The 19,749-nt window shown below is 72.1% G+C and carries 16 protein-coding genes; 9 read left to right on the forward strand and 7 right to left on the reverse strand.

Translation table 11 applies throughout. From position 1 onward, the window contains the following. Positions 1 to 2: 2 nt before the first annotated feature. The 5 genes from OG841_RS30120 to OG841_RS30140 all read left to right on the forward strand — a co-directional run bounded on the left by OG841_RS30120 (position 3) and on the right by OG841_RS30140 (position 5,904). Entirely contained in the window at positions 3 to 884 is an 882-nt protein-coding gene (locus OG841_RS30120) for a pyridoxamine 5'-phosphate oxidase family protein (protein ID WP_371570868.1), read from the forward strand. Between the two features lie 9 nt (positions 885 to 893). Further along, a complete protein-coding gene (locus OG841_RS30125; protein WP_328638642.1) occupies positions 894 to 1,340 on the forward strand; it encodes an NUDIX hydrolase in 447 nt (148 codons plus the stop codon). A gap of 231 nt (positions 1,341 to 1,571) precedes the next feature. Further along, on the forward strand, positions 1,572 to 3,335 hold the full coding sequence (locus tag OG841_RS30130) for a TIGR03767 family metallophosphoesterase (RefSeq protein WP_371567238.1): 1,764 nt from the start codon (positions 1,572 to 1,574) through the stop codon (positions 3,333 to 3,335). A gap of 98 nt (positions 3,336 to 3,433) precedes the next feature. Then, a complete protein-coding gene (locus OG841_RS30135; protein WP_371567240.1) occupies positions 3,434 to 4,576 on the forward strand; it encodes a serine hydrolase domain-containing protein in 1,143 nt (380 codons plus the stop codon). Positions 4,577 to 4,719: 143 nt separating this feature from the next. Further along, positions 4,720 to 5,904, forward strand: coding sequence for a glycosyltransferase (locus OG841_RS30140; protein WP_328643539.1), 1,185 nt, complete (start codon positions 4,720 to 4,722; stop codon positions 5,902 to 5,904). A gap of 84 nt (positions 5,905 to 5,988) precedes the next feature. Here the strand turns inward: OG841_RS30140 and OG841_RS30145 are convergent, their stop codons facing one another. Together OG841_RS30145 and pepN are read right to left on the reverse strand one after the other, a co-directional pair. Continuing rightward, the gene (locus tag OG841_RS30145) at positions 5,989 to 7,050 is read right to left on the reverse strand and encodes a hypothetical protein (RefSeq protein ID WP_328638639.1); all 1,062 of its coding nucleotides are present in this window, start codon (positions 7,048 to 7,050) and stop codon (positions 5,989 to 5,991) included. A gap of 206 nt (positions 7,051 to 7,256) precedes the next feature. Then, positions 7,257 to 9,854, reverse strand: a complete 2,598-nt coding sequence (gene pepN / locus OG841_RS30150; RefSeq protein WP_328638638.1) for an aminopeptidase N — start codon at positions 9,852 to 9,854, stop codon at positions 7,257 to 7,259. Between the two features lie 136 nt (positions 9,855 to 9,990). Here pepN and OG841_RS30155 point away from each other — a divergent pair, with 136 nt between their 5' ends. Continuing rightward, positions 9,991 to 10,653, forward strand: a complete 663-nt coding sequence (locus OG841_RS30155; RefSeq protein ID WP_371567243.1) for a mycothiol-dependent nitroreductase Rv2466c family protein — start codon at positions 9,991 to 9,993, stop codon at positions 10,651 to 10,653. On the opposite strand, the gene OG841_RS30160 is transcribed toward OG841_RS30155, so the two are convergent. From OG841_RS30160 to OG841_RS30170, 3 genes are all read right to left on the reverse strand, one after another. Further along, complete coding sequence (locus OG841_RS30160; RefSeq protein ID WP_328638636.1) at positions 10,654 to 10,860, reverse strand: hypothetical protein; 207 nt, start codon at positions 10,858 to 10,860, stop codon at positions 10,654 to 10,656. A 940-nt stretch (positions 10,861 to 11,800) separates the two neighbouring features. Next, positions 11,801 to 13,228, reverse strand: coding sequence for an FGGY family carbohydrate kinase (locus tag OG841_RS30165; protein ID WP_371567245.1), 1,428 nt, complete (start codon positions 13,226 to 13,228; stop codon positions 11,801 to 11,803). 13 nt (positions 13,229 to 13,241) lie between these two features. After that, positions 13,242 to 14,285, reverse strand: coding sequence for a 2-hydroxyacid dehydrogenase (locus tag OG841_RS30170; RefSeq protein WP_371567247.1), 1,044 nt, complete (start codon positions 14,283 to 14,285; stop codon positions 13,242 to 13,244). Between the two features lie 97 nt (positions 14,286 to 14,382). Between OG841_RS30170 and OG841_RS30175 the strand changes: the two genes are divergently transcribed. The 3 genes from OG841_RS30175 (at position 14,383) to OG841_RS30185 (ending at position 17,287) form a co-directional block, all read left to right on the forward strand. Continuing rightward, entirely contained in the window at positions 14,383 to 15,813 is a 1,431-nt protein-coding gene (locus OG841_RS30175) for an FGGY-family carbohydrate kinase (RefSeq protein ID WP_328643538.1), read from the forward strand. A 61-nt stretch (positions 15,814 to 15,874) separates the two neighbouring features. Continuing rightward, complete coding sequence (locus OG841_RS30180) at positions 15,875 to 16,498, forward strand: histidine phosphatase family protein (protein ID WP_328638633.1); 624 nt, start codon at positions 15,875 to 15,877, stop codon at positions 16,496 to 16,498. Between the two features lie 12 nt (positions 16,499 to 16,510). After that, the gene (locus tag OG841_RS30185; protein WP_328638632.1) at positions 16,511 to 17,287 is read left to right on the forward strand and encodes an SAM-dependent methyltransferase; all 777 of its coding nucleotides are present in this window, start codon (positions 16,511 to 16,513) and stop codon (positions 17,285 to 17,287) included. 63 nt (positions 17,288 to 17,350) lie between these two features. Here OG841_RS30185 and OG841_RS30190 read toward each other — a convergent pair whose 3' ends face one another. Together OG841_RS30190 and OG841_RS30195 are read right to left on the reverse strand one after the other, a co-directional pair. Next, entirely contained in the window at positions 17,351 to 18,736 is a 1,386-nt protein-coding gene (locus tag OG841_RS30190) for an amino acid permease (RefSeq protein ID WP_365115147.1), read from the reverse strand. A 112-nt stretch (positions 18,737 to 18,848) separates the two neighbouring features. Further along, positions 18,849 to 19,745 carry a TauD/TfdA dioxygenase family protein gene (locus tag OG841_RS30195; protein WP_365115149.1) on the reverse strand — a complete coding sequence of 299 codons (897 nt, stop codon included), beginning with the start codon at positions 19,743 to 19,745 and terminating at the stop codon, positions 18,849 to 18,851. Positions 19,746 to 19,749: the final 4 nt, after the last annotated feature.

A 19,749-nucleotide genomic window follows, 5' to 3' on the forward strand; every position in this document is an offset into this window, starting at 1 on the left:
CCATAAGGATCTATCACGCGGGCTCGCGGGCCGTGCAGGACCGGGTGGGGGTGCGCGAGCAGGCGGATCACGTGGGCCGCTCGGTCGACCGGGGCATCCGGGACGTCGCCGCGGCCTTCCTGGAGCTTCAGCCGCTGCTGGTCGCCGGCGCCGCGGACCCCTCGACGGGCCGGGTCTGGGCGTCACCGCTCACGGGGGCACCGGGCTTCGTCCGGGCGACGGGCCCGCAGCGGATCTCCGTCACCGGCGGCTGGTGCCCGGCCGACCCCCTCGCCACCGCCTTCGCCACGCCCGGCACGCCCGTCGGCACCGTCGCCCTTGACCCCCGCACCCGTCGCCGTATGCGCCTCAACGGCCGACTCGGGCCCACCGCACGGGGGTTCGCGATCGAGGCGGACCAGGTTTTCTCGAACTGCCCGAAGTACCTGCAGCGGAGGACGTCATACGAGATCGTGGCCGACCGGCACCGAGGGGTTGCGCGGCACGGCGGTGAACTCACCCCAGGGCAGGCCGAGTTCGTGTCGGCGGCCGACACCTTCTTCCTGGCCTCCGTGCACGAGGGCGGAGCCGACGTCAGCCACCGGGGCGGCAACCCCGGCTTCGTGCGCGTCGATTCACCGGGCGAGCTCAGCTGGCGCGACTACCCGGGCAACTCGATGTTCCTGACCCTCGGCAACCTCGCCGCCGACCCCCGGGCCGGCCTGCTGTTCCTCGACTGGACGACCGGCACGGCCCTCCAGCTGACCGGCGAGGCGAGCACCGAGTTCGGCGAGGACCGAAGGGTCCGATTCACCGTGCGGGAGACCGTCGAGACCCCGTCGGCGCTCCCCCTGCGCTGGTCAGCGCCCGAATATTCACCGGCCAATCCGGACCCGGCGCACTAACTTCCTCGTATGCGCAAGACGTTGAGGGTGGCGGCCTACGCCATATGCGTCCGTGACGGACAGATCCTGCTCGCCCGCTGGATCGACGGCGACCGGCGGGAATGGACGCTGCCGGGCGGCGGCATGGACCATGGCGAGGATCCCCACGACACCGTCCTGCGGGAGGTGGACGAGGAGACGGGCTACCGCATCGAGGTCACCGGCCTGCTCGGTGTCAGGTCCCGCCGGCACCCGCTCCGCCGCCGTTTCGGCCGCACCGTCGACCACCACGGTGTGGGGCTCATGTACGAGGCCCGAGTCACCGGCGGCGAGTTGCGATTCGAGGTCGGCGGCTCCACGGACATGGCCCAGTGGCACGACCTCGACGCCGTACCGGGGCTGAACCGCGTGCCGCTGGTCGACTTCGGCCTGCGGCTGTGGCGGGAGCGGCCGGTGGCCGGGCGGCCCGCGGAATAGGTGTTGTACCCCGGAAGATGAACACGGAGTGACCGCCCCCGGGCCGTTCGACGAGCGATCCTGAACGCGCAGGGTGGCCCAAGATCCACGTACGGTGATCGGCGTTGCGCGTTGCCGTCTCGTTCACGCACAGGTCATCCCCGGTGCCAAGCATCCAGAGCGAGCGGGAAATTCGCACCAGCGACTCCCGCGACCACTGCCGACGCAGTTCGCACTCGGGGAGATCGCGCCATGTCGCGCATACGCTCTGTCGCCAGCACCACGCCGGCGGTCCACCGCCGTACCGTCCTCGCCGCCGCAGGCGCGGCCGCCGTCTCCGCGGGCGTCGGCTACGCCCTGCGGCCCACCGACAGCCAGGCGGCGACGACCGCCGGCCCCGCCGAGGCGCCGGTGGCCCAGTCCGTCCACCAGGCCGCTCCGGTCGAGGCCCCCCTCGCCCCGTACACCCGCGGCACCACCGTCGCCTCCATCGCCGCCCCGCGCACGAGCTCCGGCTACCGGCGCCTCGGCGACGGCGCCGGCTGGAGCCGCAAGGTGCGTTCCGACCTCGCCGCCCCGAAGGCCGGGCGGGCCGGCCGCCGTACCCCGCTGGCCGCGTTCGTGCAGCTCACCGACCTGCATCTGATGGACAGCCAGCACCCGATGCGCCTGGAGTACCTGCGCTCGACCGACGTGCACGCCTGGCGGCCCCAGGAGGCGCTGACCGTGCCGGGCGCGATCTCGCTCGTCGAGCGGATCAACGCCCTGCGGGGCGCCCCCGCCACCGGCGCCCCGCTCCAGTTCGCCATGACGACCGGCGACAACACGGACAACAACTCCCGCACCGAGCTGGACTGGTTCCTCACCGTCATGAGCGGCGGCCGCATCACCCCCAACTCCGGGGACCCGCGCCACTACGAAGGCGTCCAGAACAGCGGCCTCAAGCAGTACTGGCAGCCCGACTCCAGCACCCGCGACGCCGACAAGCAGCTCGGCTTCCCGCATCTGACGGGCTATCTGGCCGCCGCGATCCGGGAGCTCAACAGCCCCGGCCTCAACATCCCCTGGTACTCCACGGTCGGCAACCACGACAGCCTGCCGCTGGGCTGCTACGGCCACGGCGACTCCTGGCTCGCCGAGTACGCCGTCGGCGGCAAGAAGCTGATGTCGCTGCCCGCGTCCGAGGCGAAGAAGCTCCAGGACATGATCAGGAAGGCCAACGACCCCCAGGGCCACGCCTTCCGCGACCTGCTCAAGGCGCACGCCCGGAACATGCGCTCGGTCACCCCCGACGAGCGGCGCGCCCCCTACACCGCCCGCGACTACCTCACGGCCCACCTGGACCCCGCGCACCGGGGGGTGGGCCCGGTCGGCCACGGCTACTCCACCGCCAACCTCGACGCCGGCACCCAGTACTACAGCTTCCGCATCGCCGACGACGTCATCGGCGTCAGCCTCGACACCACCGACCCGGGCGGCCACTACCAGGGGTCCATCGGCACCAAGCAGCTGCGGTGGCTGGACCGCACGCTGCGGGAGAACAAGGACTCCTACGTCGTCGTCTTCAGCCACCACACCAGCGACTCGATGGACAACACCCGCCCCGACCCGGCCCACCCGGGCGAGCGCCGCCACAACGGCCAGGAGGTCGTCACCCTCCTCACCGGCCACAGCAACGTCCTGGCCTGGGTCAACGGGCACATCCACCGCAATGTGATCACCGCCCACTCGGCACCCGGTGGCCGTTCCTTCTGGGAGATCTCCACCGCTTCCCACATCGACTTCCCGCACCTCGCCCGGGTCATCGAGCTGACCGACAACAAGGACGGCACGATCTCCGTCTTCACCACCCTGGTCGAGTCCGCGGCCCCCCACCGCACCGACTTCGCCGACCTCTCCCAGACCGGCCTCGCGGCCCTGTACCGCGAACTGGCCTACAACGCCCCCGGTTCCAGCAACAAGCTCGGCGGCGGCTCGGGGGACCGGAACACGGAGCTGGTTCTGAAGAAGGGCTGAAAACGGATCAACTCTTCTGATCACCTCAACCTTCCCTCGCGGGCGCGGGTCTCTCCCGCCGATCACGCTCGCCGAGCGTGCCCGAACAGGGGGAAGAGATGACCGTACGTACGACTGTGCTGGTGGCGACGACGGCGGTGGCGCTCACGGCCGGGTTCGCCGCCCCGGCGCTGGCGGCCGGAACCGGGGCCGGTGACCATGACGCCACCCGGAAGGCCGTCCGCGCCGCCGTGAAGGACGGCGTCCCGGGTGTGACGCTGACGGCGAAGGACGGCGGGAGCACCTGGTCGACCACCGCCGGGGCCGGCAACCTCACGACGCACGCGCCGCGTTCGGCGGACGACCGCTACCGCGTCGGCAGCATCACCAAGACCTTCGTCTCCACGGTGCTGCTCCAACTGGAGGCGGAGGGACGGCTGTCGCTCGACGACACGGTGGAGAAGTGGCTGCCGGGCGTGGTCCACGGCAACGGCCACGACGGCAGCCGGATCACCGTCCGACAGCTCCTCAACCACACGAGCGGGATCTTCAACTACACGGCGGACGAGACGTTCGGGCGCACGTACTTCCTCAAGGACGGCTTCTTCGAGCACCGTTACGACACGAACTCGCCCCAGCAGCTCGTCGCGGTCGCCATGGCCCACAAGCCGGACTTCGCGCCGGGCACGTCGTGGAACTACTCCAACACCAACTACGTCGTGGCCGGCATGGTGATCCAGAAGGTCACCGGGCGGTCGTACGGCGAGGAGATCCGGCACCGCATCATCGCCCCGCTGCACCTGACCGCCACCTCGGTGCCGGGCACCCGTGTCACCGTCCCGCAGCCCAGCAGCCGGGCCTACTCCAAGCTGGCGCGGACGGCGACGGGACCGACGTACGACGTCACGAGGCTGAACCCCTCCCTCGCCTCCTCGGCGGGCGAGATGATCTCCGACTCGGCCGACCTGGACCGCTTCTACGCGGCCCTGCTGAAGGGCCGGCTGCTCCCGCCCCAGCAGCTGAAGGAGATGAAGACCACGGTGGCCGTCGAGGGCATCCCGAACGCCGGCTACGGCCTCGGTCTCATGGACCGCAAGCTCAGCTGCGGGGTCCACGTCTGGGGCCACGACGGCGGCATCCACGGCTCGAGCTCCGTGGCCGTGACCACGGCCGACGGCCGGCACTCCGTCGCCTTCAACTTCAACGGCGACTGGTCGGGGGACTCCGACGCGGTCGTCGAGGCGGAGTTCTGTGGCGAGTAGTCGCACCGACTCGGACACGAAGCACGCAGTTCATCCGGACGTAATGTCCGTACCGCCTCATATCGGCTAACCCGCACTTCACGGGGATGGCTCGATCTGTGTGCAAGGCGGGTGGTCGTGTGCGTACGGGACACGAACTGCGAGTGCTGTCGGTGTACGAGGGTTTCTTCTCCGGTGGGGCCCGGATCGTGCACAGCGACATCGTGCTGGGCCTTACCGAGGGAGGCCAGCACCATCAGGTGCTGAGCCTGTACGGCGAGGTCCACCGGGAGGCGACCCGGCAGCGGATGGAGGACGACACCTGCTATCGGGCGCTGACCGCGGCCGGAGTGGGCGTCACGTCCCTCGGGCGCACCTTCCGGAGCACCGGCGTTTCGGTCGGCTTCACCGGACCGGAGCTGGCCGGAACGGCCCGGGCGACGGCCGGCGCGGACGTCGTCCTCTCCCTCAAGGAACAGCCCCTGGCGCTGCTCAACCAGGCGGGCCTGCCGCGCCGCCCGGTCGTGGTCTGTCTGCACCGCTCCGATCCGGAGAACCAGGGCGCCGCCCTCGACGAACTGAAGGCGGCCATCGCCGACGGCACGGTCGTCGCCTGCGTCTGCTGCGCCGAGTCGACCCGGGCCGCGTACCGGGCCGCCGGGATCCCGTCCCACCTGCTGCACGTGATCCCCAACGGCGTCGACCTCTTCCGCTTCCGCCCCGACGCGGCCCGCCGCCTCGCGGTCCGCACGGGGCTCGGCATCGACCCCGCGGCCCCCGTGGTCGTCTTCGCCGCCCGTTACGACGGCATGAAGAACGTCCCCCTGCTGCTCGCCGCCGCCCGCGCCTGGCTCGGCCGGGTCCCGGACGGGCAGGTGCTGATGTGCGGGGCGGGCATGACGGCGGAGAACCCCGGGCTCGCCGCGGACCTCGCGACGGCGTTCGAAGGTGCGAGGGCCCTGGCGGACCGGGGGGTGCGCCTGCTGGGCGTCCGACGTGACATGGAGATGCTGTACGCCGCGTCCGACGTCGTCGCCCTCACGTCCGCCTGGGGCGAGGCGGCCCCGCTGTGCCTGATCGAGGGCATGATGTGCGGCGCGGTCCCGGTGGCGACGGACGTCGGCGACAGCGCGGCGATCGTGGCGGGCCACGGCCTGGTCACGGCCCCGGACCCGGAGGTGATCGCGGCGGCCTGGTCACAGGCGGTGGCCGCGCGCGCCGACCTCGCCCCGGCCCTCGCGGCGAGCCGCGAACGCTTCAGCCGTACGAGGATGATCGCGTCGTACGCGGCCCTGCTGGACCGCGCCGCCACGGGCACCCTCCGCCCCGCCCTGCCCGACCTGCTCTAGCGGCCGCACGCGCGCGACGAGGAGGGGCCCCGGCTCCCCGGCGCCGTGGCCCCTCCTCTCCCCTCCTGATCCCGCCCCGGCCCGTCACTGACGGGGCAGCACCACGACGTACGCGGCGGGATCCCGGTCGCCGGAGGCCATGAGGGCCGTACGGACCACGGTCGCCTGCTGTTCCATCGCGTCCCGGAGTTTGCGGGGGGTGATGTGGACGACGGTGATGCCGAGGCGCTCCAGGTGTTCGCGCTTGCGGGCGTACTCGGACCACAGGTCGTCGTCGTCCTGCCGGTGGCCCTGCCGGGGCGCGCGGGTGTCGAGCTCGACCGCCACCGCCTGCTCCGGCCAGTACGCGTCCAGGCCCCCCAGGTGCGGCCCGCCCGGCAGCCTCAGATCCACGTTCCACACCGGGTCCGGGAGGCCGTACTCCTGGACCATGCGGTACAGGCGGTCCTCCGCGATGGCGCGGCCCTCGGCGAGCAGGGAGTCCACCGCGTCCACCACGTGCGGGCGGCCGAGCAGCCGGGCCTCGTTCAGCTCCCGGACGACGGCGGCCGGTTCGCAGTGGCCGCCACGGACCGCCTCCGTCAGCAGCCGGCGTACCGCGCCCGCGTCCGTCAGTTCGGTGACCGCGTCGGCCAGGGCGCGCGGGACCGGGGCAACCGGGACGCCGGTGACCTGTTCGGCGGCCGGGAGCGTCGACGTGCGGACGACCCGCGCGCCGCGCGCCGCGCGCAGCCGGCGCATCCTCGGGACCAGGACGTCGATCCGCTCCAGGGAGAGCAGCGGCGGGGTCGAGCTGAAGCCGTGCAGCGTCAGCGCCGCGAGGCCGGTGATCATCGCCTCCGCGTACACCGGGCGGTGCGGGTCCTCCGCGCCCGGCTGCGTCGGGACCCCGGCGGCGGTCTCCCGTGCCGCGTACATCAGCACCGCGTGCAGGCGCTCCTCGCTGGTCGGCGGGCCCGGGTGGAGCAGGAAGACACCCGGGAGGATCTGCTGCCAGGGGCCGCCGGGCCGGCACTGCTCGTTCGCTTCGGCGACCGAGACGCCGCTCGTGCGGAGCCGGCCGGCCGTCGCGACACGGCGGTGCACCTCGGAGAGGTGACGCAGGGGGCGGGGGGAGAGCGGGGGGAGCGGGGCGTTGTGGTTCATGCAGCGGAGATTCCCGCGTCCGGTCCGCCCGATAACCGCTGTTACACGCCTGTCGACACATACGGACAAGGCAGCACTAAAGGACGGGTGTTCGGGTGCCGAGTAGGGAGCGAAAACCCCTGGTCCATTCGGGTGGGACCAGGGGTTACGGCTGCTATTGAACGGATTTCGTAACGGCTACCCGGAGCCCAGGCTCAGGCCAAAGGTCAGCCGTGGTTGACGGCCTGCGCATCGCACTCCTGCCCCCGCAGCGCCCGCGCCAGATCGTCCCGCCCTTCCAGCACCAGCCTGCGCAGCGCCGGCGCCGCGTCCTCGTGGGCCGCGAGCCACGCGTCGGCCGCGTCCAGCGTCCTCCGCGGGTCCTGGAGGGAGGGGAACAGCCCGGAGACGGTGTTCATCGCGATCTGGATCGAGCGGTCCTGCCAGACCCGCTCGATCACCGCGAAGTACTTCTCCGTGTAGGGCTCCAGCAGATGGCGCTGGGAGGGCTGGGTGAACCCCGAGATGGTCGCCTCGGCCAGGGCGTTGGAGAGCGCGTCGGACTCCACGACCTGCGCCCACGCCTGCGCCTTAACCGCCTCGGACGGACGGGCGGCCAGGCAGCGGACCTGATGGCGCTTGCCGGACGCGGTGTCGTCGCGGGCGAGTTCGGCTGCCAGCGCCTTCTCGTCGGCCAGGCCCCCCACGGTCAGCGGCTGCAGGAACGCCCACCGCAGCTCCTGGTCGACGTCCAGCCCGTCGATGGTCGCCGTGCCGTCCAGCAGGCCCTGCAACAGGTCCAGGCCGGCCCTGCTCTCGGCCGTCCGCGCGAAGAACCGCGCCCACGCCAGCTGCTGCTCGCTGCCCGGCCCGGCGGCGAGCAGCTCCCGCTCGGCCCCCTCGGCGAGCAGCCCCGCACCCCGCTCGCGCCACTCGGGCGCCGCGTAGTGCACGACCGCCGACTCGGCCCAGGCATGCAGCATCTGCAGGACGCCGATGTCGGACTCGCGGCCCGCGAAGCGCAGCACGATGTCGATGAACTCCCTGGCCGGCAGCAGCGCGTCCCGCGTCATGTTCCACAGCGCCGACCAGCACAGGGCCCGGGCGAGCGGGTCGGTGAGGTCACCGAGCCCCGACTTCAGGGTCTCCAGGGAGCCCGCGTCGAAGCGGGTCTTGCAGTACGTCAGGTCGTCGTCGTTGACGAGCACGAGCTCGGGCGCCTCGGCGCCGGCCAACTCCGCCACGACCGTCCGCGGGCCGTCGACGTCCACCTCGGCGCGCGCGTACCGCTCCAGAGCCCCTTCGGGCGTACGGCGGTACAGGCCCACCGCCACCCGGTGCGGCCGCAGCTCCGGGTGGTCCGCCGGGGCAAGAGCAGCCGCCTCCTGCACGACCGCCAGCTCGTCGACCCGCCCCTCGGCACTCAACAGCACCTGCGGGGTGAGGGAGTTGACCCCGGCCGTCTGGAGCCAGGACCGCGCCCACGCGCCCATGTCCCGCCCGCTGGTCTCCTCGAGCACCGACAGCAGATCGCCGAGGCGTGTGTTGCCGTACGCGTGCCGCTTGAAGTAGCGCCGCGCGCCCTCCAGGAACGCGTCCTGGCCTACGTACGCGACGAGCTGCTTCAGTACGGAGGCGCCCTTGGCGTAGGTGATGCCGTCGAAGTTGAGCTTGGCGTCCTGGAGGTCGCGGATGTCGGCGGTGATGGGGTGCGTGGAGGGCAGCTGGTCGGCGCGGTAGGCCCAGGCCTTGCGGCGGTTGGCGAAGGTGATCCAGGCGTCCTTGAAGCGGGTCGCGCCGACGTTCGCGAAGGTGCCCATGAAGTCCGCGAAGGACTCCTTCAGCCACAGGTCGTCCCACCAGACCATGGTGACCAGGTCGCCGAACCACATGTGCGCCATCTCGTGCAGGATGACGTTGGCCCGGCCCTCGTAGGACGCCTGGGTGACCTTGCCCCGGAAGATGAACTCCTCGCGGAAGGTGACGAGCCCCGGGTTCTCCATCGCGCCGAGGTTGTACTCGGGCACGAACGCCTGGTCGTACTTCCCGAAGGGGTACGGGTAGTCGAAGTGGTCGTGGAAGAAGTCCAGGCCCTGCTTGGTGACCAGGAAGACGTCGTCGGAGTCGAAGTGGGGGGCGAGCCCCTTGCGGCACAGGGCACCGAGGGGGATCTCCAGCCGGGTGCCGTCCTCGAAGACGCGCTCGTAGGAGTCCGTCACGTAGTGGTACGGCCCCGCCACCACACAGGTGATGTACGTCGAGATCGGCTTCGTCTCCGCGAACCGCCACACGCCGTCGCTCTCCGCGCCGACCCCGTTGCTCCAGACCACCCATCCCTGCGGCGCCCGCACCTCGAAGCGGAAGGGCGCCTTGAGGTCCGGCTGCTCGAAGTTCGCGAAGACGCGGCGCGAGTCGGCCGGCTCGTACTGCGTGTAGAGGTAGACCTCGCCGTCCTCGGGATCGACGAAGCGGTGCATGCCCTCGCCGGTGCGGGAGTAGGCGCACTGGGCGTCGACGACCAGTTCGTTGTCGGCGGCCAGGTCCTCCAGGGCGATCCGGGAGCCGTCGAAGACCGCGCCCGGGTCGAGGTCCCGGCCGTTCAGCGAGACCGCCGTGACGCTCGGCGCGATCAGGTCCGCGAAGCTCGTGGCCCCCGGCTCGTTGCACCGGAAGCGGATCGTGGTCACGGACCGGAAGGTGCGCGGGCCGTCCCCGACCTGGTCGCCGACCGCCGAGCGCAGGTCGAGGGACACGTCGTACCCGTCGACGGACAGCAGGGCGGCCCGCTCCCGGGCCTCGTCGCGGGACAGATTCTCACCGGGCACGGGCGGTACTCCCTCGGGTGTGTTCAGCATGCGGACAGGCCCGATCCTGCCATGTGCTCCTGACATCGGTCAGCCGGGAATGGGGTGGGCGACGAGCGGTGTTGCGGGTTGAAACGAACACTTCTCTAGGAGACCCATGTCCGACACCGCGAACGCCTCAGGCAAGACCCCCGTCGACTTCTGGTTCGACCCGCTGTGCCCCTGGGCCTGGATGACCTCCCGCTGGGTCCTGGAGGTGGAGAAGGTCCGGGACATCGAGGTGCGCTGGCACCTCATGAGCCTGGCGGTGCTGAACGAGCCCAAGCTGGACGAGCTGCCCGAGGAGTACCGCGAGCTGTTGGAGACCAAGGCGTGGCAGCCGATCCGGGTGGTCACCGCGGCCTGGCAGAAGCACGGCTCCGACATCCTCGGCCCGCTGTACACCGCGCTCGGCACCCGTATCCACAACGAGGGCCAGGGCCCGACGCGTGAGGCCGTCGAAGGCGCCCTTGCGGAGGTCGGCCTGCCCGCCGACCTGATCGAGTACTTCGACCAGAAGGACTTCGAGTTCGACGCCGAGCTGCGGGCCTCCCACAAGGAGGGCATCGACAAGGTCGGCCAGGAGGTCGGCACCCCGGTCATCGCGGTCCCGGGCGCGGACGGCGAGCAGATCGCCTTCTTCGGCCCGGTCGTCACCCCGGCCCCCAAGGGCGAGGACGCGGCAAGGCTGTGGGACGGCACGCTCGCGGTGGCATCGGTTCCGGGCTTCTACGAGCTCAAGCGCACGCGCACGAAGGGCCCGGACTTCAGCAACCTGTGATCACTTCTTCGGCTCGGGGAAGGAGCCGCCGTCGCGCACGTCACCCAGCCGCTGGAATCGCCGACAGCTCCCACGTGAGCAGCGGTAGTACGCGTTGAGGCGGGTCCACTTCGGCTTGTGCTCGCGGACGTGTGCCTTCTCCTTGTCGTCCCTGAGCGGTTCGAACTCCTCGGACGAGCCGCAGTTCGGGCACGGCATCTTCGGCATGTGACCCTCCACTGGCCAGAGGCCCGCCGCCTCGGCCCGCGAGAGTAGGCCCTCGCGTGGCCGAGGCGTCAGCCCGGAATCGGTCCCACCGCATCATCACCACCGCGCTCGCTCCGCCCCTCCTCGCCTCGCCGGGGCCGGGCCGCTTCGGGTCTCCCGGTATCACCAGTGCTGGGCTGTATCACGGGGGCCGGGCCCGCTTCGGGTCTCCTTGCATTACCGGGTCCGGGCCTGGTTCGGGTCTCCTCGCGTTACCAGTGCTGGGCCGCATCACGGGAGCCGGGCCTGCCCTGGGTCTCCTCACCTCGCCGGGTCCGGGCCTGCACTGGGTCTCCTCGTATCACCAGCGCTGGGCTGCTTCGGGTCCTCGCCTCGCCGGGTCCGGGCCTGGTTTGGGTCTCCTCGCGTGACCAGTGCTGGGCCGATCACGGGAGCCGGGCCTGCCCTGGGCCTCCTCGCCTCGCTGGGTCCGGGCCGCTTCGGGCCTCCTCGCATCACCGGCGGTGGTCCGCTTCGAGTCTCCTCGCATCACCAGCGCCGGGCCCGCTTCGAGTCTCCTCGTATCACCAGTGCTGGGCGGCTTCGGGCGTCGCGTCTCGCCGGGTCCGGCCTGCTTCGGGCCTCCTCGCATCACCGGCGGTGGTCCGCTTCGAGTCTCCTCGCATCACCAGCGCCGGGCCCGCTTCGAGTCTCCCCGTATCACCAGCGCTGGGCGGCTTCGGGCGCCGCGTCTCGCCGGGTCCGAGCCGCTTCGAGTCTCCCCGTATCACCGGCGGTGGTCCGCTTCGAGTCTCCTCGCCTCGCCGGGGCCGGGCCCGCTTCGAGTCTCCCCGTATCACCAGCGCTGGGCCGCTTCGGGCGCCGCGTCTCGCCGGGTCCGGCCTGCTTCGGGCCTCCTCGTATCACCAGCGCCGGGCCCGCTTCGAGTCTCCTCGCCTCGTCAGCGCCTCGCCCGGCCCCGAGCCTCCTCCAGCCGGCTCAGGTGCTCCTCGTACCCCTTCGCGTAGTGGGAGGCCCGCCCCGGATCCGGCTCGACGATCGCCGTAGGTTCGGTCCAGGCCCCCGCGTCCAGCGAGACCCCGTACCGCTCCGCCGCCGCCAGCACCGCCCCCCGGGCCCCCACCTCGCCCTCGACGACCCGCAACGGTCGGCCCAGCACGTCCGCCAGCAGCTGCATCCACGCAGAGCTTCGCGTACCTCCGCCGCACACCGCGAGCGAACCCGTCAGCCCGGCCGCCTCCAAGCAGTGCCGGGCCGCGTATCCGATCCCCTCGCAGGTCGCCCGGATCAGATCCGCCTTGGTCGTCTCCAGCGAGATCCCGCTGAGCTCGGCCCGCAGATGGGGCTCGACGAAGGGAGCCCGCTCCCCGGAGGGAGCGAAGTACGGCAGCACCCGGACCCCGTGCGCCCCCGGCGGCGTCGCCGCCAGAAGGTCGTCCACCTCGGCATGTGTGACGCCCGTCGTCGACAGCACCCAGTCCAGCGCCGCCGTCCCCACCATCGCCGGCATCGCCCGCAGCCGGTGCCCGGGCCGGTCGGTGGAGATGTACAGCCCGGCCGGCTCCCCGGTCAGGTCCAGCTCGGTGGTGGCGACGAGCGCGGCCAGACAGGTTCCGACGATGAGGAGCCCGTCGCCCGGCGCGGTGACCCCGGCGCCCAGCGCGCAGGCCGGCAGATCGTACGGGCCGTTCGAGAGCCGCGTCCCGGACGGCAGCCCCTCGCCCCGCGCCTCGCCCGTGGCGATCGGGTCGCCGATCGGGGCGAGCAGTCGCCGACGACGGGTGAGTCCCAGCAGCTCGACCACCCGGTTGTCGTACGTCCGTGTCCGGGGATCGAGGAAGGGCATGGACGAATCCGACACGTCCGTCGTCGCCCGCGCGGCCCCCGTCAGCCGCTGGAACACCATGTCCTTGCAGTACACGGCGGTCGCGGCGGCATCCAGGGACTTCGGGTCGTACCGGTCCAGCCAGGCCAGCAACGGCCCCGGCGAGCCGGGAAACATCGCCCCGCCGGTCCGCCGGAACACCGTCTCGAACGTGCCGTCCGCCAGCCACTGGTCGAGCAGTTCGTGGGCCCGGCCGTCCATCCAGGACAGCGCCGAACGCACCGGCCGCCCCTCCTCGTCGACCAGCCACACCCCGTCGCCCTGACCGGTCAGCCCGGCCAGCTCCACCGGCTCCGGCACCCGCCCGGTCAGCTTGCCGAGGACGTCGACGACGGCGTCGTAGACCTCCGCCATGTCCTGCTCGACGAACCCGCCGTGCAGGGAGAGCTCCACCGGGCGTGACTCGACGGCCAGTTGACGGCCCCCGCTGTCGAACGCGGCGGCCTTGACGACGGACGTGCCCACATCGATACCGACGTACATGTTGCCTCCCGGCTCAGGTCAGACAGTGCGCCAACGGCTCCCCCCGCACCCAGCGGCCCACCTCCTCCGCCGCGATCCTCGCCGCCTTCTCGGCCACCGCGCGGCTCGCCCCGCCGAGGTGCGGGGTCAGCACGACCCGGTCGGCCAGGGCATGCAGCCGGGAGTCCGGGGGCAGCGGCTCGTGCGCGTAGGTGTCGAGGGCGGCCGCCGACAGCCGGCCGGCCTCCAGCGCGTCGCACAGGGCGCTCTCGTCGACGAGCGGGCCGCGGGCGACGTTCACCACGACCGCCCCCTCGGGCAGCAGGGCCAGCTCGCGGGCGCCGATCAGACCGCGGGTCTCGGCGGTGAGGCGGGCGTGCAGGGTGATCACCCGGGAGCGGGTGAGGAGCTGGTCCAGCGAGGACACGCGCAGGCCGTGGATCTCGCCGCGCACGTAGGGGTCGTAGACCATGACCTGCGCGCCGAAGGCGCACAGCACGCGGGCGACCCTGCTGCCGACGGCGCCGTAGCCGACGAGTCCGACGGGCAGGTCCTCCAGCTCCAGGCCGCTGTGCTCGTACGTGTAGTAGGCGGCGCCGCCCTCCCAACTGCCCTGTCCGGCCAGGAGGTCGTGGGCCTGCGGGATGCGGCGCACGGCGGCCAGTAGCATGCCGACGGTGAACTCGGCGGTGGCGGCGGCGTTGCGGCCGGGCGCGAAGCACACCCGTACGTCACGGGCCTTGGCCGCGTCGAGGTTCACGTTGACCGGGCCGCCCCGGCACACGACGACCAGCCGCAGGCTGTCGGCGGCGTTCAGCACCCGCTCGGTGACGGGGCCCATCTGCGTGACGAGGACCTCCGCGCCGTCCAGCGCCTCGATCAGCTCGTCCTCGGCGTCGCTCGCCTCCGTCACCTCCGCCACGGGCCCGAAGGGTTCCAGCGGCCAGCCGAGCCTCACCTCCCTCGTCTCCGCGGCGATGCCGCCCAGCTCGGCCTCGACGGCCCCGGCGATCAGCCCCGGCAGTACGAAGTGGTCGCCGGCCGCCACGACACGTACGGGATCGGTCCTCTGGGTCATCGTCGACCTCCGGATCGTCGCTTCACTGTCACGATGTTGAGCTGCGGGTCCGGGGTACGCATAGACCCCGTGCGGGTGGGAGGCCCCGATGACAGAGATGACAGACGAGAACGAGACGGTGTGGCTGGGGATCGACCTCGGCACCCAGAGCGTCCGCGCCCTTGCGGTCACGGCCGGCGGAACCGTGCGGGGCCGGGGTTCCGCCCCGCTCGGCGGCCGGCGCGAGGGCGGGCGGCACGAGCAGGATCCGGGGGAGTGGTGGGAGGCCGTGCGCACGGCCTCCCGTTCCGCGCTCCTCACCCTGACGGGTGTACGGATCGGCGGGCTCGCGGTGTGCGGGACGTCCGGGACCGTGCTGCTGACGGACGCGGAGGGACGGCCGACGAGCCCGGCGCTCATGTACGACGACGCACGCGCGGCGGGCGAGGCGGCACGGCTGCGGGAGGCGGGGCTCGCGGTACAGGACACCTGGGCGCTGCCGAAGGCGCTGTGGCTCGTCGGCGCGCACGGGAAGGGCCGGGTCACCCACCAGCCCGACATCGTCACCGCACGACTGGTCGGCAGGCCGGTGCCCACCGACTCCAGTCATGCCCTCAAGACGGGCTACGACCTCGAGCGCGACGCCTGGCCGGATGTCGCCCTGGACCTCCCCGACGTCGTCCTGCCCGGCACCCGTCTCGGCGAGGTCTGCCCGGCCGCCGCGGAGGCGACCGGCATCCCCGCCGGGACCCCCGTCGTCGCCGGGATGACCGACGGCTGCGCGGCCCAGATCGCGGCGGGCGCCCTGCGGCACGGATCCTGGAACTCGGTGCTCGGTACCACCCTGGTGCTCAAGGGGGCCGCTCCGGACCCGGTGCGGGACCCCACCGGCGTGGTCTACAACCACCGCGCGCCGGGCGGTACCTGGCTGCCCGGCGGGGCGTCGAGCGTGGGCGCGGGGGCGTTGCCGGCGGACGTGGACCCGGTGGCCATGGACGAACGGGCGGCCGCCTTCGAGCCGTCCGGCGCGGTCGCGTACCCGCTGGTCTCCCGGGGCGAGCGGTTCCCGTTCCTGGCCCCGGACGCCACCCCCCTCCTCCTCGGCACCCCGGCCGACGACGCCGACCGCTGGGCCGGGCTCCTCCAGGGCGTCGGGTTCGCGGAGCGCCTGTGCCTGGACTACCTCCACCACCTGGGCGCCCCGCTCGACGGCCCCCTCACCTTCACCGGCGGCGCGGCCCGCAGCCCGTACTGGAACCAGCTCCGCGCCGACATCCTCGGCCGCCCGGCCCGCGTACCCGAACAGACCGAACCGGCCCTGGGAATGGCCGCGTTGGCGCTGCACGGCACCACGGGCACCCCCCTGGCTGAGGCCGCCGAGCACATGGTCCGCATCCGCACGGTCGTGGAGCCGCGCCCCGGCCGCACGGCCCTCTTCGCCGACCCGTACGCCCGTCTCGTCGACGAACTCACCGCGCGCGGCTGGCTTTCGGCGCAGGTGGCGGCCCACGCGCGCGCCCGGCTCGACCGGGACACCCCAGCCTGTTGACGCAGCCTCCTGACGACGACCGACCGTGACCGACCGCAGAGAACCTGGAGACTCCACCCACATGAGCGCGACCCTGCTGCTGGCCCGGCACGGACAGACCATCTGGCACGCCGAGAACCGTTACGCGGGGGTGAGCGACATCGGGCTCACCGACGAGGGCCGCGCCCAGGCGGAGGCGCTCGGCCGGTGGGCGGCCGTCCACCGCCCCGACGCGATCTGGACGTCCCCCCTCTCGCGGGCGATCGCCACCGCCGACCCCGCCTGCCGTGCCCTCGGCATCGCCCCGCAGCGCGAACCCGGCCTCAGGGAGTGCGACTTCGGGGTGGTGGAGGGCCGTACCCTCGCGGAGTTCGCCGCGGAGGTGCCCGAGGCGGCCGAGGCCTTCCGGGCGGACCCGGTGACATATCCCTTCCCCGGCGCGGAGGACCCGCTCGAAGCCGCCTCCCGCGGAGCCGGCGCCCTGCGCCGCATCGCCGCCGCCCACCCCGACGAGCGCGTGCTGGTCGTCGCCCACAACACCCTGCTGCGGCTGGTGCTGTGCACGCTGCTGTCGATCCCGCTCCGGGAGTACCGCAGAGTGTTCCCGCGGTTGCGCAACGCGGCGATCACCGAACTCCGCCTCGGCGAAGACGGATCCGCCGCACTTCTCTCACTCAATGTGCCGTGCGAGCCGGACAGGTCGTAGCACGATGGGCCCATGACGGAGATCGACACCTCGGTGCCGCATTCGGCCCGGATCTGGAACTACTGGCTCGGCGGCAAGGACAACTACCCCGTCGACGAGGCGGCCGGCGACGCCTACACGGCCGTCTTCCCCGGCATCGTCACGATCGCCCGCAGCAGCCGCGCCTTTCTCGGCCGCAGCATCCGGTACCTGGTCGAGGAGGCGGGCGTCCGCCAGTTCCTGGACGTCGGCACCGGGCTGCCCACGGTCGACAACACCCACGAGGTCGCCCAGCGCTTCGCCCCCGAATCGAAGATCGTCTACGTCGACAACGACCCGCTGGTCCTCGCCCACGCCCGTGCCCTGCTCACCTCCGCACCGGAGGGCGAGACGGCGTACGAGGACCTGACGCTCTACGAGCCGGAGAAGATCCTTCAGGCGGCCTCCCGGACCCTAGACCTCACCCGCCCGGTTGCCCTGATCCTCAGTGGCATCCTCGGCCATGTCACCGACTACGACCTGGCCCGTGACCTGGTCCGCCGGCTGGTGGCGGGCCTGCCCTCCGGCAGCTACCTGTGCGTCAACGACGGCTCCCGCGGCACCGACCCGGACTACGAGCAGGCTCAGGACGCCTACAACGAGACCGGCGCGGTGCCCTACCTCCTGCGTCCGATCGACAGGATCGAGGCGTTCTTCGAGGGCCTGGAGCTGGTGGACCCGGGCGTGGTGTCGGTCCCGCTGTGGCGCCCGGACGGCGACGCGGCCCCCGCGCCGATCGGCCAGCACGGCGGCGTGGGACGAAAGGCCTGAGCCCACGGGCCACAGGGGAAACCCCCGCGAGTCACGTCCTCGCGGGGGTTTGCCAGAGGTGGGTCAGACCTCGGTGCGGGCCCTCTGCCACGCGTACCCCGCGCCCGCCAGGGCCAGCGTCATGCCGCCCGTCCAGTACAGCTGTACGCGGGTGTCCGGTTCGCGGGCCATCAGGACGAGGATCGCGGCCATGCCCGCCAGGGCGACCCAGGTCAGACAGGGGAAGGCCCAGGTGCGGACGACGAGCCGCTCGGGGGCCTCGCGTTCCAGGGCGCGGCGCAGCCGCAGCTGGGAGACGGCGATGAAACCCCAGACGACGAGGATGACCGCGCCGATCATGTTGAGGAGCCAGGCGAAGACGTCGTCGGGGCGCCAGTAGCTGAGGACCACGCAGACGAAGCCGAAGACGCTGGAGGCGAGCACCGCGACGCGCGGGGCACCGCCGAAGACGCGGCCCAGGGTCCTCGGGCCGAGGCCCCGCTCGACCAGGGAGTAGGCGATACGGGAGGAGCCGTAGACGTTGGCGTTCATCGCGGAGAGGAGGGCGATCAGGACGACCACGTTCATGAGCTGCCCCGCTCCCGGGATGCCCAGTTCGTCGAGGGCGGCGACATACGGGCCCTTCTCCACGACCGCCTTGGAGTCCCAGGGGACCAGGGTGACGATGACCGCCATCGAGCCGATGTAGAACAGCGCGATGCGCCACATCGCCGTCCGGACCGCGCTCGCCACCCCGCGCACCGGGTCCTCGGACTCGGCGGCCGCGATGGTGACCGTCTCCAGGCCGCCGTACGCGAAGACGGAGGCGAGCAGGCCGACGACCAGGCCCTCGCCGCCGCCCGGGAAGAAGTCCCCGCGGCCGGTGAGGTTCGCGGTGCCCGGGGCGTCCGTGCCGGGCAGGACACCGGCGATCGCCAGCACACCGAGGACCAGGAACAGGCCGATCGCGCCCACCTTCAGGGCCGCGAACCAGAACTCGAACTCGCCGAAGTTCTTCACCGCGGCCAGGTTCGTGACGCAGAAGACCACCATGAACAGGGCCACCCACGCCCATTCGGGCGTCCCCGGCAGCCAGCCCGTCACGATCTTCGCGGCGCCGATGCCCTCCAGGCCCACGGCCGTGCACAGCAGGATCCAGAAGGACCAGCCGGCGGTGAAGCCCGCCCAGGGGCCGAACGCCCGCTCGGCGTGCGCGGAGAAGGAGCCGGAGGAGGGGTACGCGGCCGACATCTCGCCGAGCATCCGCATCACCAGCATCACGAGGAGGCCGGAGAGCGTGTAGGCGAGGACGATCGAGGGCCCGGCGGCGGCGATCCCCGCGCCGGAACCGACGAACAGTCCCGCGCCGATCACCCCGCCGAGGGCGATCATCGACAGATGGCGCTGCTTGAGGCCGTGGGTCAGGGAGGCGTCCGACTCTTGTGGAGCCTTGACGGTGGTGCTGGGCATGGGCGGATTCGTCCAGTGCGTGAGACGGGCAAAAACGCCCACAGTCTGGGCGGCCTCCCCAGGTCGGAGGGGAGGCCGCTCACCATGCGGACACCGGCACAACCCGCTGTGACTACGCCGCTACGGCCGAGTAGTGCGAGGCGTCGCCCTGGATCGAGTAGCTCTCCTTGCCCTCGATGCCCACCGGCACGTCCCCGGCGACGGTCACCCGGTGCAGCCGGCGCGGCAGCCCGTCGTAGTTGTCGACGGCGTAGTGCTGGGTGATGCGGTTGTCGAAGAGCACGAGCTGGTTCTCCGACCAGCGGTGCCGCAGCAGGTTCTCCGGCCGGGTCACATACGCCTGGAGCAGGTCGAGGACCTTGCGGGACTCGCTCACCGACAGGCCCACGATCCGCTGCGCGAACCCGCCGATGAACAGCCCGCGTTCACCGGTCAGCGGGTGCACCCGGACCACCGGATGGGCCGTGCGGAACTTGATGGAGGTGAACTGGGCGCGCCGGGCGGCCTGTTCCGCGTCCACCGTCTCCTCCGGTACGGCGTAGTCGTAGTCGTTGGTGTGCTCGGCCCACAGGCCGTCGGCCAGCCGGCGCAGCGGCTCGGGCAGATTCCGGTACGCGGCCGCCGAGTTGGAGATCAGCGTCTCGCCGCCGTACGGCGGGATCGTCAGGCTGCGCAGGGTGCTGGCCTGCGGCGGGTTGAGGACGAAGGTGACGTCGGTGTGCCAGTTGTTGGCGGCGCGTCCCTCCTCGCTGTCGACGGGCAGGACGTTCGGGGCGCCGTCCACGGCGGGCACGGTCGGGTGGGCGGTGGTGAGCTCGCCGAAGTGGCGGGCGAAGGCCTGCTGGCCCTCGTCGTCGAGGTTCACGTCACTGAAGACCAGCGCCTTGTGGACGTTGAGGGCGTCCCGGAGGGCGGTGGCCGTCTCCTCGTCGAGCGGCCTGGAGATGTCGACGCCGGAGATGTGGGCGCCGATGCGGGCGGTGACCTTGCGGATCTCGATACCGGACATGGGA

This window comes from Streptomyces canus (assembly GCF_041435015.1).
GTDB lineage: Bacteria > Actinomycetota > Actinomycetes > Streptomycetales > Streptomycetaceae > Streptomyces > Streptomyces canus_G.